Source organism: Lautropia mirabilis, assembly GCF_900637555.1.
Lineage (GTDB): Bacteria > Pseudomonadota > Gammaproteobacteria > Burkholderiales > Burkholderiaceae_E > Lautropia > Lautropia mirabilis.
Map to the genome: position 1 here is coordinate 2,538,723 of NZ_LR134378.1, position 18,937 is coordinate 2,557,659.

Annotated in this window: 14 protein-coding genes; 10 read left to right on the forward strand and 4 right to left on the reverse strand. The window is 66.3% G+C overall.

Annotation, left to right across the window (positions count from 1 at the left end):
- Positions 1–930 carry an RNA methyltransferase gene (locus tag EL249_RS10350; RefSeq protein ID WP_169311656.1) on the reverse strand — a complete coding sequence of 310 codons (930 nt, stop codon included), beginning with the start codon at positions 928–930 and terminating at the stop codon, positions 1–3.
- A gap of 43 nt (positions 931–973) precedes the next feature.
- Between EL249_RS10350 and EL249_RS10355 the strand changes: the two genes are divergently transcribed.
- The 6 genes from EL249_RS10355 to EL249_RS10380 all read left to right on the forward strand — a co-directional run bounded on the left by EL249_RS10355 (position 974) and on the right by EL249_RS10380 (position 11,127).
- A complete protein-coding gene (locus tag EL249_RS10355; protein WP_005672570.1) occupies positions 974–1,909 on the forward strand; it encodes an inositol monophosphatase family protein in 936 nt (311 codons plus the stop codon).
- Positions 1,910–2,376: 467 nt separating this feature from the next.
- The gene (locus tag EL249_RS10360) at positions 2,377–3,669 is read left to right on the forward strand and encodes an efflux RND transporter periplasmic adaptor subunit (protein WP_005672569.1); all 1,293 of its coding nucleotides are present in this window, start codon (positions 2,377–2,379) and stop codon (positions 3,667–3,669) included.
- A 12-nt stretch (positions 3,670–3,681) separates the two neighbouring features.
- Entirely contained in the window at positions 3,682–6,837 is a 3,156-nt protein-coding gene (locus EL249_RS10365) for an efflux RND transporter permease subunit (RefSeq protein ID WP_005672568.1), read from the forward strand.
- A 76-nt stretch (positions 6,838–6,913) separates the two neighbouring features.
- Entirely contained in the window at positions 6,914–8,350 is a 1,437-nt protein-coding gene (locus EL249_RS10370; RefSeq protein ID WP_005672566.1) for an efflux transporter outer membrane subunit, read from the forward strand.
- A gap of 328 nt (positions 8,351–8,678) precedes the next feature.
- Positions 8,679–9,779 (forward strand): carboxynorspermidine decarboxylase, encoded by a 1,101-nt coding sequence (locus tag EL249_RS10375; RefSeq protein ID WP_005672565.1) that lies wholly within the window; start codon positions 8,679–8,681, stop codon positions 9,777–9,779.
- An 88-nt stretch (positions 9,780–9,867) separates the two neighbouring features.
- A complete protein-coding gene (locus tag EL249_RS10380) occupies positions 9,868–11,127 on the forward strand; it encodes a saccharopine dehydrogenase family protein (RefSeq protein WP_005672564.1) in 1,260 nt (419 codons plus the stop codon).
- 90 nt (positions 11,128–11,217) lie between these two features.
- Here EL249_RS10380 and EL249_RS10385 read toward each other — a convergent pair whose 3' ends face one another.
- From EL249_RS10385 to EL249_RS10395, 3 genes are all read right to left on the reverse strand, one after another.
- Positions 11,218–11,799 carry a YceI family protein gene (locus EL249_RS10385; protein WP_005672563.1) on the reverse strand — a complete coding sequence of 194 codons (582 nt, stop codon included), beginning with the start codon at positions 11,797–11,799 and terminating at the stop codon, positions 11,218–11,220.
- A gap of 181 nt (positions 11,800–11,980) precedes the next feature.
- Positions 11,981–12,553 (reverse strand): YceI family protein, encoded by a 573-nt coding sequence (locus EL249_RS10390; protein WP_005672561.1) that lies wholly within the window; start codon positions 12,551–12,553, stop codon positions 11,981–11,983.
- Between the two features lie 44 nt (positions 12,554–12,597).
- Complete coding sequence (locus EL249_RS10395) at positions 12,598–13,164, reverse strand: cytochrome b (RefSeq protein ID WP_005672560.1); 567 nt, start codon at positions 13,162–13,164, stop codon at positions 12,598–12,600.
- A 757-nt stretch (positions 13,165–13,921) separates the two neighbouring features.
- Between EL249_RS10395 and EL249_RS10400 the strand changes: the two genes are divergently transcribed.
- From EL249_RS10400 to EL249_RS10415, 4 genes are all read left to right on the forward strand, one after another.
- Entirely contained in the window at positions 13,922–15,418 is a 1,497-nt protein-coding gene (locus tag EL249_RS10400) for a catalase (RefSeq protein WP_083799446.1), read from the forward strand.
- Between the two features lie 63 nt (positions 15,419–15,481).
- The gene (gmk, locus tag EL249_RS10405; protein WP_005672558.1) at positions 15,482–16,108 is read left to right on the forward strand and encodes a guanylate kinase; all 627 of its coding nucleotides are present in this window, start codon (positions 15,482–15,484) and stop codon (positions 16,106–16,108) included.
- Positions 16,109–16,125: 17 nt separating this feature from the next.
- Positions 16,126–16,329: a DNA-directed RNA polymerase subunit omega gene (gene rpoZ, locus EL249_RS10410; protein WP_005672557.1), complete on the forward strand. Its 204-nt coding sequence runs from the start codon at positions 16,126–16,128 to the stop codon at positions 16,327–16,329.
- An 85-nt stretch (positions 16,330–16,414) separates the two neighbouring features.
- Positions 16,415–18,826: a RelA/SpoT family protein gene (locus EL249_RS10415; RefSeq protein ID WP_005672556.1), complete on the forward strand. Its 2,412-nt coding sequence runs from the start codon at positions 16,415–16,417 to the stop codon at positions 18,824–18,826.
- Positions 18,827–18,937: the final 111 nt, after the last annotated feature.

The following is an 18,937-nucleotide window of genomic DNA, read 5'->3' on the forward strand; positions in this document are numbered from 1 at the left end:
TCACTTCGTCCGCCGATCGATGTCGCGGCAGATGCCGCGCAGCAGATCCACTTCGGCCGCCGTCAGCGACGTGCGGCCAAACAGATGCCGCAACCGGGCCATCAGCCGCCGCGGCCGGGCCGGATCGAGCGTGCCCAGCGCCGCCAGGCTGCTCTCGGCATGCCGAACCAGCCCTTCCACGGCGCCCAGATCGGCCAGTCTTTCACCTGACCTGAGGCCCCGACTACCGTCATGGCGCACGCCAGCCGCCGGACTTGCCGCATCTTCACGGCCACACACGTCCGTCGGATATCCATCCACGGCACGGGCCAGCTCTGCGCTCGGCGCTCCACCTGACGCGGATTCCCCACGGGTCATGACACGCGCCGCCTCCCGCTCCAGCACCGCCCGCCGTAGCGAGAACGCCACGATCTGCACCGCCTGCGCCAGGTTCAGCGAACTGTAGTCGGCGTCCGCCGGAATGGTGAGCCAGCGCTGGCAGCGTGCCATCTCGGCCGTACCCAGCCCGGTGCGCTCGGTACCGAAGACAAAGGCCACCCGCTGCACCTGCCCGGCCGACAGCATGCCCAGCACCTCGGCACACAGCGGCCCCGGAAAGGCGGGCGGCGGGCCAAACTCCCGCCCCTCGGCACTGACCGCCACCGCCAGCTGGCAGTCGGCCAGTGCCGCGTCCAGACTGGGACGGCTGCCCACCTGGGCCAGCCGCGCCTCCGCACCAGCGGCCAGAGCCAGCGCTCCTGCATCTTCACGGAACGCAGCGTCACGCGGTGCCACCACCATCAGATCCGGGATGCCCATGGTGGTGAGCGCCCGCACGGCCGATCCGATATTGGCCGACAAACTGGGCGAAACCAGCACGAACCGACAGGCATCCAGCAAGTGTTGGCTGAATGCATCCAGTTTGCGGTGAGTTTCTAAACGCTCGGTCATTTGTTGATGTAGAATCCCGGAATTGTTCTTCTGAAGAGTCACCATGCATCCGATGCTCAATGTCGCCGTGCGTGCCGCACGGCAGGCTGGCCGACTGATCAACCGCGCCAGTGTCGACATCGAAACGGTGCAGATCACCCGCAAGGACCGCAACGACTTCGTCACCGAGGTGGATCGTGCTTCCGAAGCCGCCATCATCGAGACGCTGCTTGCGGCCTACCCAGACCATGCAATCTTAGCGGAGGAATCCGGCTTCCAGCCCGGCAGGTCCACCCCGGCCGACACCCCGCTGAAGGACGTGGAGCACGTCTGGATCATCGATCCGCTGGACGGCACCACCAACTTCATTCATGGTCTGCCCCATTACTGCATCTCCATCGCCCTGATGGAGCGCGGCGTGATCACCCAGGCACTGATCTTCGATCCCAACCGCAACGAGCTGTTCACGGCCACCCGTGGCCGGGGCGCCTTCCTCAACGACCGCCGCATCCGCGCCAGCAAGCGCTTCCGTCTGGAGGATTCGCTGCTGGGCACGGGCTTCCCCTTCCGTCGTCACCAGGACGAGGACGCCTACCTGACGGTGCTGCGTCCGCTGGTCGACAAGGGCGCCATCATGCGCCGCTCGGGCTCGGCCGCGCTGGATCTGGCCTATGTGGCCACCGGCCGCTTCGACGCCTTCTTCGAACTGGGGCTCAAGCCCTGGGACGTGGCTGCCGGCAGCCTGCTGGTCACTGAAGCCGGCGGTCTGGTGGGCGACTTCGACGGCGAGGCGAACTATCTGGATGGTGGCCAGATGCTGGCCGGCAACCCGAAGCTCTTCTCGATCCTGGTGCCGCTGCTGCAGCCGGTGCTGGGCAGTGGCGTGCAGCCTGCGGCCCCGGCCGCGACCGATGCCGCACCCGCTCCGCGTCGCCAGCTGCGTGCCCGCTCCAGGGCCGCTGCCCCTGAGCGCGGTGCCGCCGAGGACGACAGGCACTGAGCCTGTCCGCGAGGCGATTCGTGGCATGCTAGGATCGTGCCGTCGGCCGTCTGCCGCATTTTCAGTACCCGGCGCCCCGTCATTCGGGGCGCTTTCCCGGATCCGTGATCCGGCCTTGCGGGCCCGGATGGCTTTTGCCATCCGGGCCCGCAAGGCCGGGACGGGTACATCGCCCGACCCAGCTCCGCCACAACCTTCGTGGCCGCGCCACCCGCCCCCTGTTCCCGATGCCCGGGCACGGACCAGGGTGCAGGACCGGCGACAGGCCACACTCACGGAACTCGCCAGTTGGGCGTGCCAGGCAGCCCTTCCGCACTCCGTTTTCCCCTCCGTTTCATCCGTCCGCGACACGGGTCGGCCGTTGCCGCCGCCCTTTCCGGCACTTTCGTTCATCCTGCATGTCCATGAATCAGACATCTCTTTCGCGGCAAGACGGCCGCCATAAACGCCAGCCCCGTCTTGCGGGCATGGTCGTCAAGGGAATCGTGACCAGCGTCGCGCTGGCCGCCGTAGCCGCCTGCCAGCAGGGCGGCCAGCAGCAGGCGGCCGGCGGCGGCACGCCGCCGGCTCTGCCCGTCGGCGTGATCCAGGCCCAGGTTTCACCCGTCGGCCTTTCCCAGAACCTGCCGGGCCGGGTCGAAGCGTCGCGCGTGGCCGAGATCCGCGCCCGTGCCGCCGGCATCCTGGAGAAGCGCCTCTTCAAGGAAGGCAGTGACGTGAAGGCCGGCCAGGTGCTGTTCCAGATCGACCCTGCCCCGCTGCGCGCCGCCTACAACAGTGCCCAGGCTGCCCTGGTGCGCGCCCAGACGGCCGAGAAGCTGGCTGCCCAGAAGGTGGCCCGCTACACGCCGCTGATGAAGGCCAACGCCATCAGCAAGCTGGACTATGACAACGCCGTGTCGGCCCAGCGCCAGGCCGCTGCCGACATCGCCGTGGCCCGTGCCAACCTGAAGACGGCCCAGATCAACCTGTCGTACGCGACGGTCACCTCCCCCATCAGCGGCCGCATCGGCCGTGCGCTGGTGACGGAAGGTGCGCTGGTCGGCCAGGGGGCTGCCACCCCGCTGGCCACCGTCCAGCAGATCGATCCGGTGTACGTGAACATCACCCAGCCGGCATCGGCCGTGATGAAGCTGCGCCAGGGTCTGGCCAGCGGCAAGCTCAAGGCCGCCGAAGGCCATGGCGAAAGCGCCAGCGTGCGCATCCAGTTCGACGACGGTACCGAGTACCCGCACAAGGGCGCACTGCTGTTCACTGACCTGACGGTGGAAGAGAGCACCGGTCAGGTGACGCTGCGCGCCGAGGTACCCAACCCGGACGGCACCCTGCTGCCGGGCATGTACGTGCGTGCCGTGCTCGACCAGGCCGCCATCCCCGACGCCATCCTGGTGCCCCAGCAGGCCGTGACCCGTACCGCCCAAGGCGACACGCTCACCATCCTGGAACCTGCCGGCACGGTGACGATGCCCCCGCAGGGTCCCAACGGCAAGCCGCAGGAAGTGCCCGCCGCCACCCGCAAGCAGGTGCCGGTGCAGATCAGCGGCGCCCATGGTGCCAACTGGGTGGTGGTCGGCGGCCTGAAGGCTGGTGACCAGGTAATGGTCGATGGCTTCCAGCTGGTGGAGATGCTGCGCGTACCCAAGGTGATCCCGGTGCCCTGGAAACCGGGCCAGCCGCCGGTCTCGCAGCAGCAGGCCGCCCAGGGCGGTGCCCAGGGCCAGCAGCCTCAGGGTGCCGACCAGCACGGCAACAGCAAGTAAGAGGCACGCTTCATGGCCAAGTTCTTCATTTACCGCCCCGTCTTTGCATGGGTCGTGGCGCTGTTCCTGATGGTGCTGGGGGTCGTCTCGATCACCCAGCTGCCCGTCTCGCAGTACCCGAACGTCGCGCCCCCCACCATCCGGATCAGCACCACCTACCCGGGCGCCTCCGCCCAGACGCTGGAAGACAGCGTGCTCAGCATCATCGAGCGCGAGATGAACGGCTCGCCGGGTCTCATGTACATGGAATCGGTCGCCCAGGCCGACGGTACCGGCACGCTGTCGCTCACCTTCGAGAACGGCACCAACGAGGATCTCGCCCAGGTGGACGTGCAGAACCGCCTGTCGCGGGCCACGCCCCGGCTGCCCAGTGCCGTCACCCAGCAGGGTGTGCAGATCGAGAAGGCCCGTTCCAACTTCCTCACCTTCGTGATGCTGTCGTCCAACGATCCGTCGCTGGACACCATCGGCATGGGTGACTATGCCTCGCGCAACATCCTGCCCGAGATCCAGCGTATCGAAGGCGTGGGCCAGGCCCGACTGTTCGGTGCCGAGCGCGCCATGCGCATCTGGGTCGACCCGGCCAAGCTGGACAGTTACAAGCTGTCCTCAGCCGACGTGGTCTCGGCCATCCAGGGTCAGAACATCCAGGTCTCGGCCGGCGCCACCGGCGCGTTGCCCAACCTGCACGGCACGCCGATCACGGCCAACGTCAACGTCAAGGGCCAGCTCAGCACGGTCGAGGAATTCGGCAACATCGTGCTGCGCACCACCTCCAGCGGTGCAGCCGTGCGCCTGAAGGACGTGGCGCGCATTGAGCTGGGGGGTCAGAGCTATGCCACCACCGCCCGCATCAACGGCAAGCCCGCCACCGGCATCGGCGTGAGTCTGTCCAACACCGGCAATGCGCTGTCCACGGCCCGTGCCGTCCACGCCAAGATGAAGGAGCTGCAGCAGTTCTTCCCGCAAGGCATGGAATGGCAGGTGCCCTACGACACCTCGGACTTCGTCGACATCTCCATCGAGCAGGTGGTGCACACGCTGGGTGAAGCCATCGTGCTGGTGTTCCTGGTGATGTTCCTGTTCCTTCAGAACATCCGCTACACCCTCATTCCCACCATCGTGGTGCCGGTGGCGCTGCTGGCCACCTTCGGCGTGCTGCTCTCGCTGGGCATGTCCATCAACGTGCTCACGATGTTCGGCATGGTGCTGGTGATCGGCATCGTGGTGGACGACGCCATCATCGTGGTGGAGAACGTCGAGCGGATCATGAGCGAGGAAGGGCTGCCGCCCCGGCAGGCCACCGTCAAGGCCATGGGTCAGATCTCGGGCGCCATCGTGGGCGTGACCGTGGTGCTGATCTCGGTGTTCATCCCGCTGGCCTTCTTCGGCGGCGCGGTGGGCAACATCTACCGCCAGTTCTCGGCGGTCATGGCCACCTCCATCGGCTTCTCGGCCTTCCTGGCGCTGTCGCTCACGCCGGCGCTGTGCGCCTCGTTCCTGAAGCCGGTCGAGGCCGGCCACCATCATGCCAAGAGCGGCTTCTTCGGCTGGTTCAACCGCGGCTTTGCCAGCACGGCCAAGCGCTATGAAAGCAGCATGGCCCGCGTCATCCGGCGTTCGGCCTGGTGGATGCTGCTCTATGGCGTCATCATCGGTGTCACGGCCTTCTTCTTCATGCGCATCCCCTCGGGCTTCCTGCCCAACGAGGACCAGGGCTACATCGTGGTGAACGTCCAGCTGCCGCCCGGTGCCTCGCAGGAGCGCACGCTGGATGCCATGAAGCAGATCGAGCAGTTCATGATGGCGCAGCCCGAGGTCAAGAACACCATCGGCGTGCTGGGCTTCTCGTTCAGCGGCAACGGCCAGAACGCGGCCATCGCCTTCGTGACGCTGAAGGACTGGAACGAGCGCCAGGGTGAAGAGCACTCGGCCGCTGCCCTGGCCCAGCGGGCCCAGATGGCATTGGCGGGCATCCGCGATGCCTTCGTCTACCCGCTGTCGCCGCCGGCCATTGCCGAGCTGGGCAACGCCAGCGGTGCGACGCTGCGACTGCAGGACCGCTCCAGCAAGGGCCACGACGCCCTGATGCAGGCGAGCAAGCAGCTCACGGGCCTGGCCATGAAGAGCGGCATGTTCGCCATGGTGCGGATGGACGGTCTGGATGACGCTCCGCAGCTGCAGGTCGACATCGACCGCGAGAAGGCCAATGCCCTGGGCGTGCCGTTTGCGTCCATCAGCAGCACGCTGTCCACGATGATGGGCTCCACCTACGTGAACGACTTCCCCAACCAGGGACGTCTGCAGCGCGTCATGGTGCAGGCCGATGCCAAGGACCGCATGCAGCCCCAGGACATCCTGAAGCTGAACGTGCTGAACACCTCGGGCGCGGTCGTGCCCTTCTCGTCCTTTGCCAGCGTGCGCTGGGCGGTGGGCCCGATGCAGACCATCCGCTACAACGGCTACCCGTCCATCCGGCTGGAATTCACGCCGCTGCCGGGCATCAGTACCGGTGACGTGATGGCCAAGGTCGAGCAGCTGGTGGCCGAACTGCCCCAGGGCTACGGCTACGAGTGGACCGGCATCTCCTTCGAGGAGAAGCGCTCCGGCTCGCAGGTCTACATCCTGTACGCCTTCTCGCTGCTGGCCATCTTCCTGTGCCTGGCCGCGCTGTATGAAAGCTGGGCCATTCCGCTGTCGGTGCTGCTGGTGGTGCCGCTGGGCGTGCTCGGCGTCGTCCTGGCTGCCCAATGGGGCGGGCTCGAGAACGATGTCTACTTCAAGCTCGGCATGATCACCATCATCGGTCTGTCGGCCAAGAACGCCATCCTGATCATCGAGTTCGCCAAGGAGCTGCACGAGCTGCAGGGCAAATCGGTGGCCGCTGCGGCACTTCAGGCTGCGCACCTGCGGTTCCGCCCCATCCTGATGACCTCGCTGGCGTTCACGCTGGGCGTGGTTCCGCTGGCCGTCGCCACCGGGGCCAGCTCGACCAGCCAGCGCGCCATCGGCATCGGCGTCGTCGGCGGGATGATCTCGGCCACCGTGCTGGCGCTGCTGTTCGTGCCGCTGTTCTATGTGATCGTGATGTGGCTGTTCCGTCGTCGTGACACACTGGCCACGGAACCCAAGCATTCGGAGAGCCTTTCCCATGACTACCATCACTGAGCGCCCGGGGGACGCCTCCCCCGCCTCCCGCCCGGCGGCACACCGGCAGGCAGCCGGCCGTGCCGGGCAGGCACGGATGCCGGCCCGCCTGAGTGTGCTGACAGCCCTGCTGGTGCTGGCCGGCTGCGGTTCGCTGGCCCCCCTGCCCAAGAACCCGGACGCCCCGGTGCCCGACCAGTTTGCCCACGCCCAGCCCCATGACGCCGCCGCCCGCCCGTCGGCGTCCCAGGACGCGGCCGGCAATCCAGTCACCACGGCTGCCGCCCAGCCGGTGGCGGCCGACATCGGCTGGAAGGAGTTCTTCGTCAACCCCGCGCTGCAGCAGCTCATCCAGATCGCGCTGGACAACAACCGCGATCTGAGGCTGGCCGCGCTCAACGTCGAGCGTACCCAGGCCCTGTACCGCATCCAGCGTGCCGATCGGCTGCCCTCGGTCAACGGCTCCTTCGGCCTGCAGCGTCAGCCCAGCGTGCTCACCGGGGAACAGACCAGCAACTACAGCATCGGTCTGGGCATCACGGCCTTCGAGCTGGACTTCTTCGGACGGGTGAAGGATCTGACCCGGGCAGCGCTGTCCAGCTACATGGCCACGGAAGAAGCACAGCGCACCGCGCAGATCGCCCTGGTGGCGGGCGTGGCCAACGCCTACCTCGGCCTGCAGTCGCTGGACGAGCAGCTGGCGCTGACCCGCGCCACGCTGAAGACGCGTGAGGATTCACAGCAGCTCACCCAGCTGCAGTACCGCAACGGCGCTGCCTCCGAGCTGGATGCCAAGCAGGCGGATTCACTGGTCTACACGGCGCGCGCCACCCTGGCCACGCTGCAGCGCCAGCGTGACGTGGCCTACGACGCCCTGGCCGTGCTGCTGGGTCAGCAGCCCCCGGCCGAGCTGATCACCGCCGATACGCACGGCGACCGGGTCGAGCTGCAGGAGCTGCCGGCCGGCATTCCGTCCGAGACGCTCATGCGCCGCCCGGACATCCGCCAGGCCGAGCTGAAGCTGCGGGCCGCCGAGGCCAACATCGGCGCGGCACGGGCCGCCTTCTTCCCGCGCATCTCGCTCACGGCCACGGCCGGTTTCGGCAGCCGCCAGCTGGACGACCTGTTCGACCACGGCAAGTTCATCTGGACGCTGAACCCGAACGCCGTGCTGCCGATCTTCGACTATGGCCGCAACCGCGCCAACCTGGACGTGTCCAAGGTCGATCAGAAGATCGCCATCGCCAGCTACGAAAAAGCCATCCAGACCGCCTTCCAGGAGGTCTCGGACGCGCTGGCCAACCGCCGGGGTCTCGTCGAGCAGCTCGATGCCCAGCAGGGTCTGGTCAGGACCGAAGGCGAGCGGCTGGAGCTGGCCAACCTGCGCTACAAGAACGGCGTGGCCAGCTACTTTGACGTGCTGGACGCCCAGCGTTCGCACTTCGCGGCCCAGCAGGCGCTGATCACGGCCCGCACGGCGCAGCGTCAGAACCTGGTGGAGCTGTACAAGGTGCTGGGCGGCGGCTGGAAGTGATCGCCTGACATCCACCGCACCATCCCCGGACCGGATGCAGCCCCCGCAACCAAGGGCTGCATCCGGTTTTTCTTTGGGGCACGCCCCTCAAATTGACAAAAACGCCACAGACGGTATAGTTCGCGGCCTGTGCGGTCGTCACGCAGGCGCCGCACCCACCCGGGCCTTTTCCGCTGCCGGCACCATCCGGCGCACGGTGTCCCGACACACAATGCAAGCCCCCGGCGCCATCCTTCGCGCTGGCGCCCGTCCCGCTTCCCGTGCCCTCGCCCGCCTGCCGGCAACGCACATCGTCCACTCCCTCCTGCCGCCTGGAGTTCTCCACGGAATGAGCCTGCCCACGCCCTGCTACCTGATCGACGAGACCCGTCTGCGCACCAATCTGGAAACCATCGCCCGGTTGCGTGAACGCTCGGGGGCCAAGGCGCTGCTCGCCCTCAAGTGCTTTGCCGGCTGGTCGGTCTTTCCGCTGATGCGTGAATACCTGGACGGCACCACCTCCTCGTCGCTCAACGAGGTGCGCCTGGGGCACGAGAAGTTCGGCGGCGAGACCCACGGCTACAGCGTGGCCTGGGCCCCCGGCGAGGTCACCGAAGCCGCCCGTCTGGCCGACAAGCTGATCTTCAACTCCATCAGCCAGCTCAAGCGCCTGTCCAATCTCTGCGGCAAGACCCCGCTGGGCCTGCGGCTCAACCCGGGCGTGAGCAACTCGCCCTACCTGCTGGCCGACCCCGCCCGCCCCAACAGCCGGCTGGGCGAATCCGATCCCGCCCGCATCGAGCAGGTGGCCGACCTCATCAGCGGCGTGATGATCCACAACAATTGCGAGAACCGCAGTCTGGAGCAGTTCTCCGGCATGCTCGATCGCATCGAACGGACGTTCGGCCCGCTGCTCAAGCGCCTGTCGTGGGTGAGCCTGGGCGGCGGCATCCACTACACGGCCCCCGGCTACCCGCTGGAGGCCCTGGCCGACCGGCTGCGCGCCTTCGCCGACCGCATGCAGGTGCAGGTCTACCTGGAACCCGGCGAGGCCGCCGTCACCGGTGCCGCCACGCTGGAAGTGACGGTGCTGGACGTGCTGGAACGCGCCAAGCCCATCGCCATCATCGACGCCTCCATCGAGGCCCACATGCTGGACCTGCTCACCTATGAGCTCCCGGCCCGCGTGCTGCCCGATGAAGGCCCCTGGCGCTGCCAGCTGGCCGGCAACACCTGCCTGGCCGGCGACATCTTCGGCGAGTTCTCCTTCCCCCATCCGCTGCGCCCCGGCGACCGCATCTCGCTGCAGGACGCGGCCGGCTACACCATGGTCAAGAAGAACTGGTTCAATGGCGTGCCCATGCCCGCCATCGCCGTCAGAAGGCTTGATGGCCGCATCGAGATGCAGCGCCGCTTCGGCTACGAAGACTACCGCGACAGCCTGTCCTGATGCGGCAGTCCCCCCTCACGGCCGCCGGCGTTCCTCTTGCCGGACGGTCGGGTTTCACAACCCCTTCAACTCGCGGAGTCATCCTGGCATGAAGAAAAATGTCCTGATCATTGGCGCTGGTGGAGTCGGTCATGTGGTGGCCCACAAGTGCGCCCAGCACAACCGCAAGCTTGGTGCCATCCACCTGGCCTCCCGCAATCCGGCCAAGTGTCAGCAGATCATCGACAGCATCCATGCCAGGGGCAGCCTGCAGGAACCGGGCATCCTCGAAGCACACGCGCTGGATGCGCTGGACATCGACGCCACCCGGGCGCTCATCCGCCAGCTCGACATCCACATCGTCATCAACGTGGGCTCGGCCTTCGTCAACATGGCGGTGCTGCGCGCCTGCCTCGACACCGGCGCCGCCTACCTCGACACCGCCATCCACGAAGATCCGGCCAAGATCTGCGAGCAGCCGCCCTGGTATGCCAACTATGAATGGAAGTACCGTGACGAGTGCCAGCAGAAAGGCGTCACGGCCATCCTCGGCATCGGCTTCGATCCTGGCGTCGTCAACGCCTATGCGGCGCTGGCGCAGCAGCGCTGGTTCGATCGCATCGATTCGCTCGACATCATCGACGTGAATGCCGGCAGCCACGGCCGCTACTTCGCCACCAACTTCAACCCCGAGATCAACTTCCGCGAGTTCACCGGTCAGGCCTGGACCTGGCAGCAGGGACAGTGGGTCTCCAACCAGATGTTCGAGGTACGCCGCACCGATGACCTGCCGGTCGTGGGCACGCAGAGCACCTACCTCACCGGCCACGACGAGATCCACTCGCTGTCGCAGATCCTGAAGATCCCCACCATCCGCTTCTGGATGGGCTTCGGTGAGCACTACATCAACGTCTTCTCGGTGCTGAAGTCGCTGGGCCTGCTCTCCGAGCAGCCCGTGCAGCTCGATTCCGGCCAGGAGGTGGTGCCGCTGCAGCTGGTCAAGGCCGTGCTGCCCGACCCGGCCTCGCTGGCTCCGGACTACACCGGCAAGACCTGCATCGGCACGCTGCTCAAGGGCGAGAAGGATGGCAAGCCGCGCGAGGTCTTCCTCTACAACGTCTGCGACCACGCAGAGACCTACGCCGAGATCGGCAGCCAGGCCATCTCCTACACCGCCGGTGTGCCGGCTGCCGCTGCGGCGCTGCTGATCGCCGACGGCACCTGGGACGTGCAGCGCATGGTCAACGTGGAAGAGCTGCCGCCGCTGCCGCTGCTCCGGCTCCAGGCCGGCATGGGCCTGCCCACCCGCGTGCGCGAGGGCACCACGGACGTGGCGCTGGAAGACGCACCGGAAGCACAGGACGCCTGATACCCGAGGCAGGAAACAAGAAAGCGCCCTTTCGGGCGCTTTTTTTTGGCAAAGCCGGATCCCCGAATTCGGGGACCGGCTGACCGGGTCTTACTCGGCCACGGCTTCGACGCGGATGGTGATCAGCACGTCATCGCTGACGGCGGGCACGAACTTGCTCAGGCCGAAGTCCGAGCGCTTGATCTTCATGTGAGCCTTCGCACCCAGCGCGTCCTTGCGCTTCATCGGGTGCTCCTTGGCCGAGAACGAATCGATCGTCATCGTCACGGGCTTGGTCGTGCCCTTGATCGTCAGGTTGCCCTCGACGGCCACCGGCGTGTCACCCTTGAACACGATGCGGGTGGATTTGTAGGTGGCCTTCGGATGCTTGGACGAATCGAAGAAGTCGGCGCCACGCAGGTGCTCGTCCAGGGCGTCGGAGCCCGTGTCCACCGAGGTCGTGTCGATCTCGACATTCACCGCACCGGTCTTGGCAGCGGCGTCATAGACGATCGTGCCGGACGTGCCATCGAAGCGGCTTTCCTGCTCGGACAGGCCCATGTGGGTGTACGAGAAGTTGGCGAACGAGTGGGTCGGATCCACCACGTAGCTCTTGGGCGTTGCCAGCGCGGGGGCCGAGAAAGCCACGGCCAGCACGGGAATGGCGGAGAACTTGATCAGTTTTTTCATCATTACCAGCTCCTTTGTTGTTTGGATGATGTTGTTTGGATGAACTTGAAACAGTCAGGGGACAGACCGGCCTGGGCCGGCCGCCCCGGTTGATCGGCAGGAAACTGCTGCCGAAGAAAATCACGCACCCGAGGACAGGCACACGTCAGGAGGAAAAACCCCACCCGACAGGCGCCCGGCCCGCTCATTGGGCAGCCACGTTCAGGTCGAAGCGGATCGTCACGTCGCCGGCCACGATGTCGGTCGAAGCCCAGTCGCCTTCGCCGATGGCGAAGTCACCACGCTTGATGGAGAGCGATCCCGAGAACGTGCCCTTGTTGCCATCGGCCTTGAAGGTGGCCGGGAAGCTCACGTCCTTCGTCGTGCCCTTGATGGTCAGCTTGCCGGCGATCTCGTAGCTGTCACCCCCCTTGGCGGTGATCGAGGTCGACTCGAAATGGGCCTTGGGGAATTTCTCCACGTTGAACCACGGCGCCGTCACCACCTCGGAATCGGCATCGGGCGAGCCGGCATCCACGCTGCCCAGCTCCACATCCAGCGAGGCCTTGCCGGTCTGGGGCTTGGCCGGATCGAAGCTCACCTGGCCCGAGAACTGCTTGAAATGGCCATCGAGCTTCACGCCCAGCTGCTGATACTGGAAGGCCACCTTGCTGCCGGCGGGCTCCATTTTCGTGTATTCCACGGCAGCCGCTGCACCGGGCAGCGCCACCAGGGCAAAGGCGGTGGCCAGCGCCACCGGCAGGCGAGCAATACGCATCGTTGTCGCTCCAGTCTGAAAAAGGAATTCGGGGAAAAACAGAATCAGTCGATCGCAACCGAAGGGCGCAGCCGTGCAATCGGCAGCATCCGGTACATCGTGCCATCCTTCTGCACGTGCTGGTGCACCAGCGCGGCCAGCAGATGGCCAGCCACCATGACCAGCAGGGCAACATTCAGGCCCAGGTGCAGGGTGGAGAGCTGCTTGCCCAGCTCCAGGTTGCGCCCGATCAGGTCAGGCAGCGGCAGCACGCCGAACCACACCGTCTGAAAGCCCTTGGCCGAGCTCATGAGCCAGCCCGACAGCGGAATGGCCAGCATCAGCACATACAGGGCCAGATGGCCGAGATGGGCCGCCAGCCGCATCAGCGGCGAGGTGGCGGCCGGCATGGCCGGTGGCGGCGACACCAGCCGCCAGCCCAGGCGCACCAGCACCAGCAGGAAGATCGTCACGCCCGCCCACTTGTGCCACGAGAAGTACTGAAGCTTGGCGGGCGACATCGGCAGACCCGTCATGTAGAAGCCCAGGCCGATCAGCCCGAACAGCGCCAGGGCAATCAGCCAGTGCAGGGCAATGGCGGGAGAGGAATATCGAGCAGGTTTGTCTGTCATGGAAAAGCGCCAGGTGGCCCTGAACGGGTCACGTCTGGATGAAAATGTCCGGAAAGCGAAGGGCGATGACGGCAGGTACACCAGCGAAACCCTGCTCCGTCGTGCCCGGGATGCACATCAACCGGCAGTCCGCTGCCCCCGCGGAAAGATCATCCCGCGTGGCAGGCCGAGCGTACTGAACCGACAGGCCACAAGGTACAGCACCCCGCGACATCGCGTACCGTCGCCATGCCGAGACTGTAACGGCAATGACCACAAAAACAAAGTCAGCCAATAGATAACTTATATCTCACAAATCGGAACAATCATTCCATGTCCCGGCAAGCAGCTGCGCCAACATCCTTGCCAGGCCGCTTTCCGCCGGCCTCTCCCCCACAGGCCAGCGATGCCCTGCCCTCGGCGACCCCGACCACAACACCGACCATCGGCAGCCGACACCCGACAGATGGTCGCAGCGTGATGACGACGCCATCACCTCACCCGGGTGCCGACGTCATCCATGGGTCATCAACCACCCTCACCCTGTCACCTTTCGCCGCCGTCATGCCACCGTCATGCCGACGGATGGACAGACAGGCGGGCGGAGATGGTCACAGCCCTCATCCTTCAGACGATCATTACTCACTATCAATTCAGTAAAAACAATTCAATAGACCTATTGACCTGCGCTCCGTAAAGTCCCGGCAACGACGATGACGTCCCCTTTCCCGGCGCCACGATGCGCCGGGATCCCGACAACCTCCACGGAGAACAAGCCATGACCCAGAACCCCACCCTGCGATGTCCCGTCATGACCACCACGGCCGGTGCCCCGGTGGTCGACAACCAGAACAGCCTGACGGCCGGCCCGCGCGGCCCGGTGCTGATGCAGGACTGGCACCTGCTGGAGAAGCTGGCCCACCAGAACCGTGAGCGCATCCCCGAGCGCGTCGTCCACGCCAAGGGCTGGGGCGCCTTCGGCACCTTCACCGTCACCCAGGACATCACGCGCTACACCTGTGCCAGCATCTTCTCGGAAGTGGGCAAGGTCACACCGCTGGTCACGCGCTTTTCCACCGTGGCCGGTGAGATGGGCGCGGCCGACGCCGAGCGTGACGTGCGCGGCTTTGCCGTGAAGTTCTACACCGACCAGGGCAACTGGGATCTGGTGGGCAACAACACGCCCGTCTTCTTCATTCGCGATCCGCTCAAGTTCCCCGACTTCATCCACACGCAGAAGCGCCACCCGCGCACCCACCTGCGCAGCGCCACGGCCGCCTGGGACTTCTGGAGCCTGTCGCCCGAATCCCTGCACCAGGTCACCATCCTGATGAGCGACCGGGGCATCCCGGCCAGCCCGCGCTTCATGAACGGCTACGGCAGCCACACCTACAGTCTCTGGAATGCCCAGGGCGAACGCTTCTGGGTGAAGTTCCACTTCAGGGTGCAGCAGGGCCATCGCACCCTCACCAACGAAGAAGCCGAGGCCCTCATCGGCAAGACCCGCGAAAGCTACCAGGAGGATCTCTTCAACGCCATCGAGCGCGGCGAATTTCCGAAATGGACGCTGTACATCCAGGTCATGCCCGAGGCCGACGCCGAGAAGACACCCTACAACCCTTTCGACCTGACCAAGGTCTGGCCGCACGCCGACTACCCGCTGATCGAGGTGGGCGTGATGGAGCTGAACCGCAACCCCGATAACTACTTCGCCGAGATCGAGCAGGTGGCCATGTCCCCCAGCAACCTGGTACCCGGCATTGGCGCCAGTCCCGACAAGGTACTGCAGGCACGGATCTTCTCGTACGCCGACGCCCACCGCTACCGCCTGGGCACGCACTACGAGGCGCTGCCCGTCAACGCGCCGCGCTGCCCGGTGCATCACTACCACACCGACGGCCAGATGAACTTCATGGGCCACAGGAGTGGCGCGGTCGACGCCTACTACGAACCGAACTCGTTCGGGGGGGCGGTGCAGGCCCCGCAGTTCCGCGAGCCGCCCCTGAAGATCAGGGGTGACGCCGATCGCTATGATCACCGCGAAGGCAACGACGACTACAGCCAGCCGGGTGCCCTGTTCCGCCTGCTGGGTGCCGCGCAGCAGGAACGGCTCTTTGCCAACATCGCCAGCTCGATGCAGGGGGTGCCCGCCTTCATCATCGACCGCCAGCTGACCCACTTCGACCGGGCCGACCCGGCCTACGGCGCCGGCGTGCGCAAGGCCCTGAAAGCGCGCGGCATCGCCTTCACGCAGGATGCAGAAGTGAAGGCCTGATCACGATAAAATAGCGGATTCCGCCAACGGCCCCGCTCACGCGGGGCCCATCCGCATCCATCCATGTCGTCCAACGCCGGCTCCATTCTCATCATCGCGGCGCCTTCCGGCGCCGGAAAGACCACGCTGGTGCGCGCACTGCTGCAGGCACGCCCGCACATCCGCCATTCCGTGTCCTTCACCACCCGCGCCCCGCGCGTGGGCGAGAAGCACGGCGAAGACTATTTCTTCACTGACGAGCCCGATTTCATGGCCCGGCGCGATGCCGGCGAATTCCTGGAATGGGCCGAGGTGCATGGCAACTTCTACGCCACGTCGCGCCTCTGGATCGACGAGCAGATTGCAGCCGGCACCGACATCGTGCTGGAAATCGACTGGCAGGGCGCAGCCCAGGTGCAGGCGCTCTACCCCGAGGCCGTCTCCATCTTCGTCGTGCCGCCTTCGCTGGAAGTGCTGCAGCAGCGCCTGCAGACCCGGGGCAAGGACAGCGCCGCCACCATCGAGCGCCGTCTGGCGGCAGCCCGCAGCGAACTGGCGCATGCTGCACAGTTTCAATATATCATTGTCAATCAAGACTTTGAGCAGGCGCGCCAGCAGCTCGTCAGCATCGCAGACTCGGCCCGCTGCCGCTTCCGCCAGCAGGCTGCCCAGAACGCCTCGCTCTTCCAATCCCTAGGCATGACCGCCTGAACCAAGGACCTTCCTCCATGGCCCGCATCACCGTCGAAGATTCGCTGAAACAGATTCCCAACCGCTTCGAGCTGACCCTCATCGCCACCTATCGCGCCCGCATGCTGGCCCAGGGTCACACCCCGAAGGTGGAAAGCCGCAACAAGCCCACCGTCACCGCCCTGCGTGAAGTGGCTGCCGGCCAGGTCGGCCGCGAGATGCTGCGGCGCGTTCCCACGTAAGAACCGCCGGGAAGGCGGGCGTGGCTGCACACGCGGCCGCCCTGCCTTGCGCCGGCCCTGTCTCTCCCTTTTCCCGCCAGCCATCATGCCCTCCTCGTCCGGCTCCGACACCGATACGGCCCCTGTGATGACCGATGCACCGGGTTCCCTCCCGGCAACGGAACACAATCCCGGCGACGAGGCTTCCCGGCAGGCGCCGGCATCCGCCACCGATCCTTCCCGACCCGAGCGGAAAGCCCCCAATCCCAACGAGCGCCCGGCTGACGACGAATTCGCCCAGCCCACGGCCGCCCCCGTCATCACAGCCTTCACGCCGGCCGCGCACCTGGCCCCGTCTGCCGGTGGCGACGAGCCCACCTGGGCCGACCTGGTGTCACTGGAGCCCCTGCTGGCCGAGGCCCGTACCTACCTGCCCGAGACCGACCTGCAGCGCATCCGCAGCGCCTTCCGGCTGGCCGAGCAGGCCCACAGCGGTCAGAAGCGCTCCAGCGGCGAACCCTACATCACCCATCCCATCTCGGTGGCGCTCATCTGCGCCAGCTGGCAGCTCGACGCCGACGCCCTGTGCGCCGCCCTGCTGCACGACACGCTGGAAGACACTGCCGTCAGCCAGGCTGAACTCAACCAGCAGTTCGGCCGCGTCGTGGCCGAGATGGTCGACGGCCTGTCCAAGCTCGACAAGATGGAATTCGGCAGCCGCGAAACCGCCCAGGCCGAGACCTTCCGCAAGATGCTGCTGGCCATGGCGCGTGACGTGCGCGTCATCCTGGTCAAGCTGGCCGACCGGCTGCACAACATGCGCACGCTCGATGCCGTCAGCCGCCACCGTCAGGTGCGCATCGCCAACGAGACCATCGAGATCTACGCCCCCATCGCCAACCGGCTGGGGCTGCACAGCCTGTTCCGCGAACTGCAGGACCTGTCCTTCCGCTACCAGCACCCGCTGCGCTATCGCACGCTGGCCAAGGCCATGCAGGTGGCCGCGCGCACCCGACGCGACGCCTTCGGCCGCGTCACCAGCACCATCGAGAAGGCGCTGGCCAGAATGGGCGTGCAGGCCGAGATCAGTGCCCGCGAAAAATCGCTCTACTCCATCTATCGCAAGATGGTGGACAAGCACGTCTCGTTCTCCGAGGTCTACGACCTCTTCGGCGTGCGCCTGATCGTGCCCGACCTGGCCGCCTGCTACCTGGCGCTGGGCGCCATCCACAGCGCCTTCAAGCCCAACACCAGCCGCTTCAAGGATTTCATCGCCATCCCCAAGAAGAACGGCTACCAGTCGCTGCACACCACCGTGGTCGGCCCACACGGCGGCGGCATCGAGTTCCAGATCCGCACGCCCCAGATGCATCGCGTCGCCGAAGCCGGCGTCGCCGCCCACTGGATCTACAAGACCGAAGGCGAAAACGCCGGCAACCAGCAGATCAAGACGCTGGACTGGCTCAAGTCGCTGCTCGACATCCAGCAGCAGACCGGCGACTCACTGGAATTCATCGATCACGTCAAGGTCGACCTCTACCCCGACGCCGTCTACGTCTTCACGCCCAAGGGCCAGATCCGGGGCCTGCCGCGGGGCGCCACCGTCATCGACTTCGCCTACAGCGTGCACACCGACCTGGGCAACCAGTGCGTGGCTGCCCGCATCAACGGCGACCCGGTGCCGCTGCGCACCGAGCTCACCCACGGCGACATCATCGAGATCATCGCCGATCCCAACGCGCGCCCCAGCCCCTCCTGGCTCACCTTCGCCCGCACCGGCAAGGCCCGTGCCGAGATTCGCCACTTCCTGCGGCGCATGAAGTACGACGAATCCGTCGAACTGGGCCGCCGGCTGATGACCCAGTCGCTGGCCAGCCTGCGCATCGACATCGACGAGCTGGATCCCGCCGTGCTGGACAAGGCAGCCCGCGACACCGCCGCCAAGTCCCTCACCGATCTCTACGCCGACATCGGCCTGGGCCTGAAGCTGGCTCCGGTCGTGGCGCGTGCCATCTCGCTCGACATCAGCGGCGGCACCGGCCGCAGCGCCGTCACCTCGGCCCTGGCCCCGCACACCGCCCCCATCGTCATCCAGTCCATCGACGGTATCTCGCTGCAGGCCGCCACCTGCTGCCACCCGGTGCCCGGCGACCGCATCATCGGCCAGATGCGCGGCGGCCACGGCCTGTCCATCCACCGCATGGATTGCGAGACCGCCCGCAAGCAGATCAGTCGCGACGCCGAACGCTGGATCGACGTGGAGTGGGACGAGGAAGTCAGCGGCATGTTCCGCACCCTCATCGAGATCACCGCCGACGACGAGCGCGGCATCCTGGGTCGCATCGCCAGCGAGATCACCGCCAGCAATGCCGACATCCTGCAGGTGGCCATGGACACCGAGTCCGAACAGGTGGCCATCATCCGCTTCACGCTGCAGGTCCAGGACCGCGACCACCTGGCTGAAGTCTTCCGGCGCCTGCGCAAGCTCCCACAGACCCGCACCATCACCCGGGCCTGACACGCCAGGGCTGGCCCTCTCCCAGGCCAGCACCAGGCAAATCTGCCCCTCAAGAAAAAACACCCATCGCCCGGCAAGGCGATGGGTGTTTTCCTGTTGGACCTTCATGGA

Excerpts from the sequence above, each read along its gene's own strand:
- EL249_RS10400 (WP_083799446.1), top strand. The coding sequence starts at position 13,922 with ATGACCCAGAACCCCACCCTGCGATGTCCCGTCATGACCACCACGGCC.
- EL249_RS10395 (WP_005672560.1), bottom strand. The coding sequence starts at position 13,164 with ATGACAGACAAACCTGCTCGATATTCCTCTCCCGCCATTGCCCTGCAC.
- EL249_RS10360 (WP_005672569.1), top strand. The coding sequence starts at position 2,377 with ATGGTCGTCAAGGGAATCGTGACCAGCGTCGCGCTGGCCGCCGTAGCC.
- EL249_RS10415 (WP_005672556.1), top strand. The coding sequence starts at position 16,415 with ATGCCCTCCTCGTCCGGCTCCGACACCGATACGGCCCCTGTGATGACC.
- EL249_RS10390 (WP_005672561.1), bottom strand. The coding sequence starts at position 12,553 with ATGCGTATTGCTCGCCTGCCGGTGGCGCTGGCCACCGCCTTTGCCCTG.
- gmk (WP_005672558.1), top strand. The coding sequence starts at position 15,482 with ATGTCGTCCAACGCCGGCTCCATTCTCATCATCGCGGCGCCTTCCGGC.
- EL249_RS10355 (WP_005672570.1), top strand. The coding sequence starts at position 974 with ATGCATCCGATGCTCAATGTCGCCGTGCGTGCCGCACGGCAGGCTGGC.
- EL249_RS10370 (WP_005672566.1), top strand. The coding sequence starts at position 6,914 with ATGCCGGCCCGCCTGAGTGTGCTGACAGCCCTGCTGGTGCTGGCCGGC.
- EL249_RS10385 (WP_005672563.1), bottom strand. The coding sequence starts at position 11,799 with ATGATGAAAAAACTGATCAAGTTCTCCGCCATTCCCGTGCTGGCCGTG.
- EL249_RS10380 (WP_005672564.1), top strand. The coding sequence starts at position 9,868 with ATGAAGAAAAATGTCCTGATCATTGGCGCTGGTGGAGTCGGTCATGTG.
- EL249_RS10375 (WP_005672565.1), top strand. The coding sequence starts at position 8,679 with ATGAGCCTGCCCACGCCCTGCTACCTGATCGACGAGACCCGTCTGCGC.
- rpoZ (WP_005672557.1), top strand. The coding sequence starts at position 16,126 with ATGGCCCGCATCACCGTCGAAGATTCGCTGAAACAGATTCCCAACCGC.
- EL249_RS10365 (WP_005672568.1), top strand. The coding sequence starts at position 3,682 with ATGGCCAAGTTCTTCATTTACCGCCCCGTCTTTGCATGGGTCGTGGCG.
- EL249_RS10350 (WP_169311656.1), bottom strand. The coding sequence starts at position 930 with ATGACCGAGCGTTTAGAAACTCACCGCAAACTGGATGCATTCAGCCAA.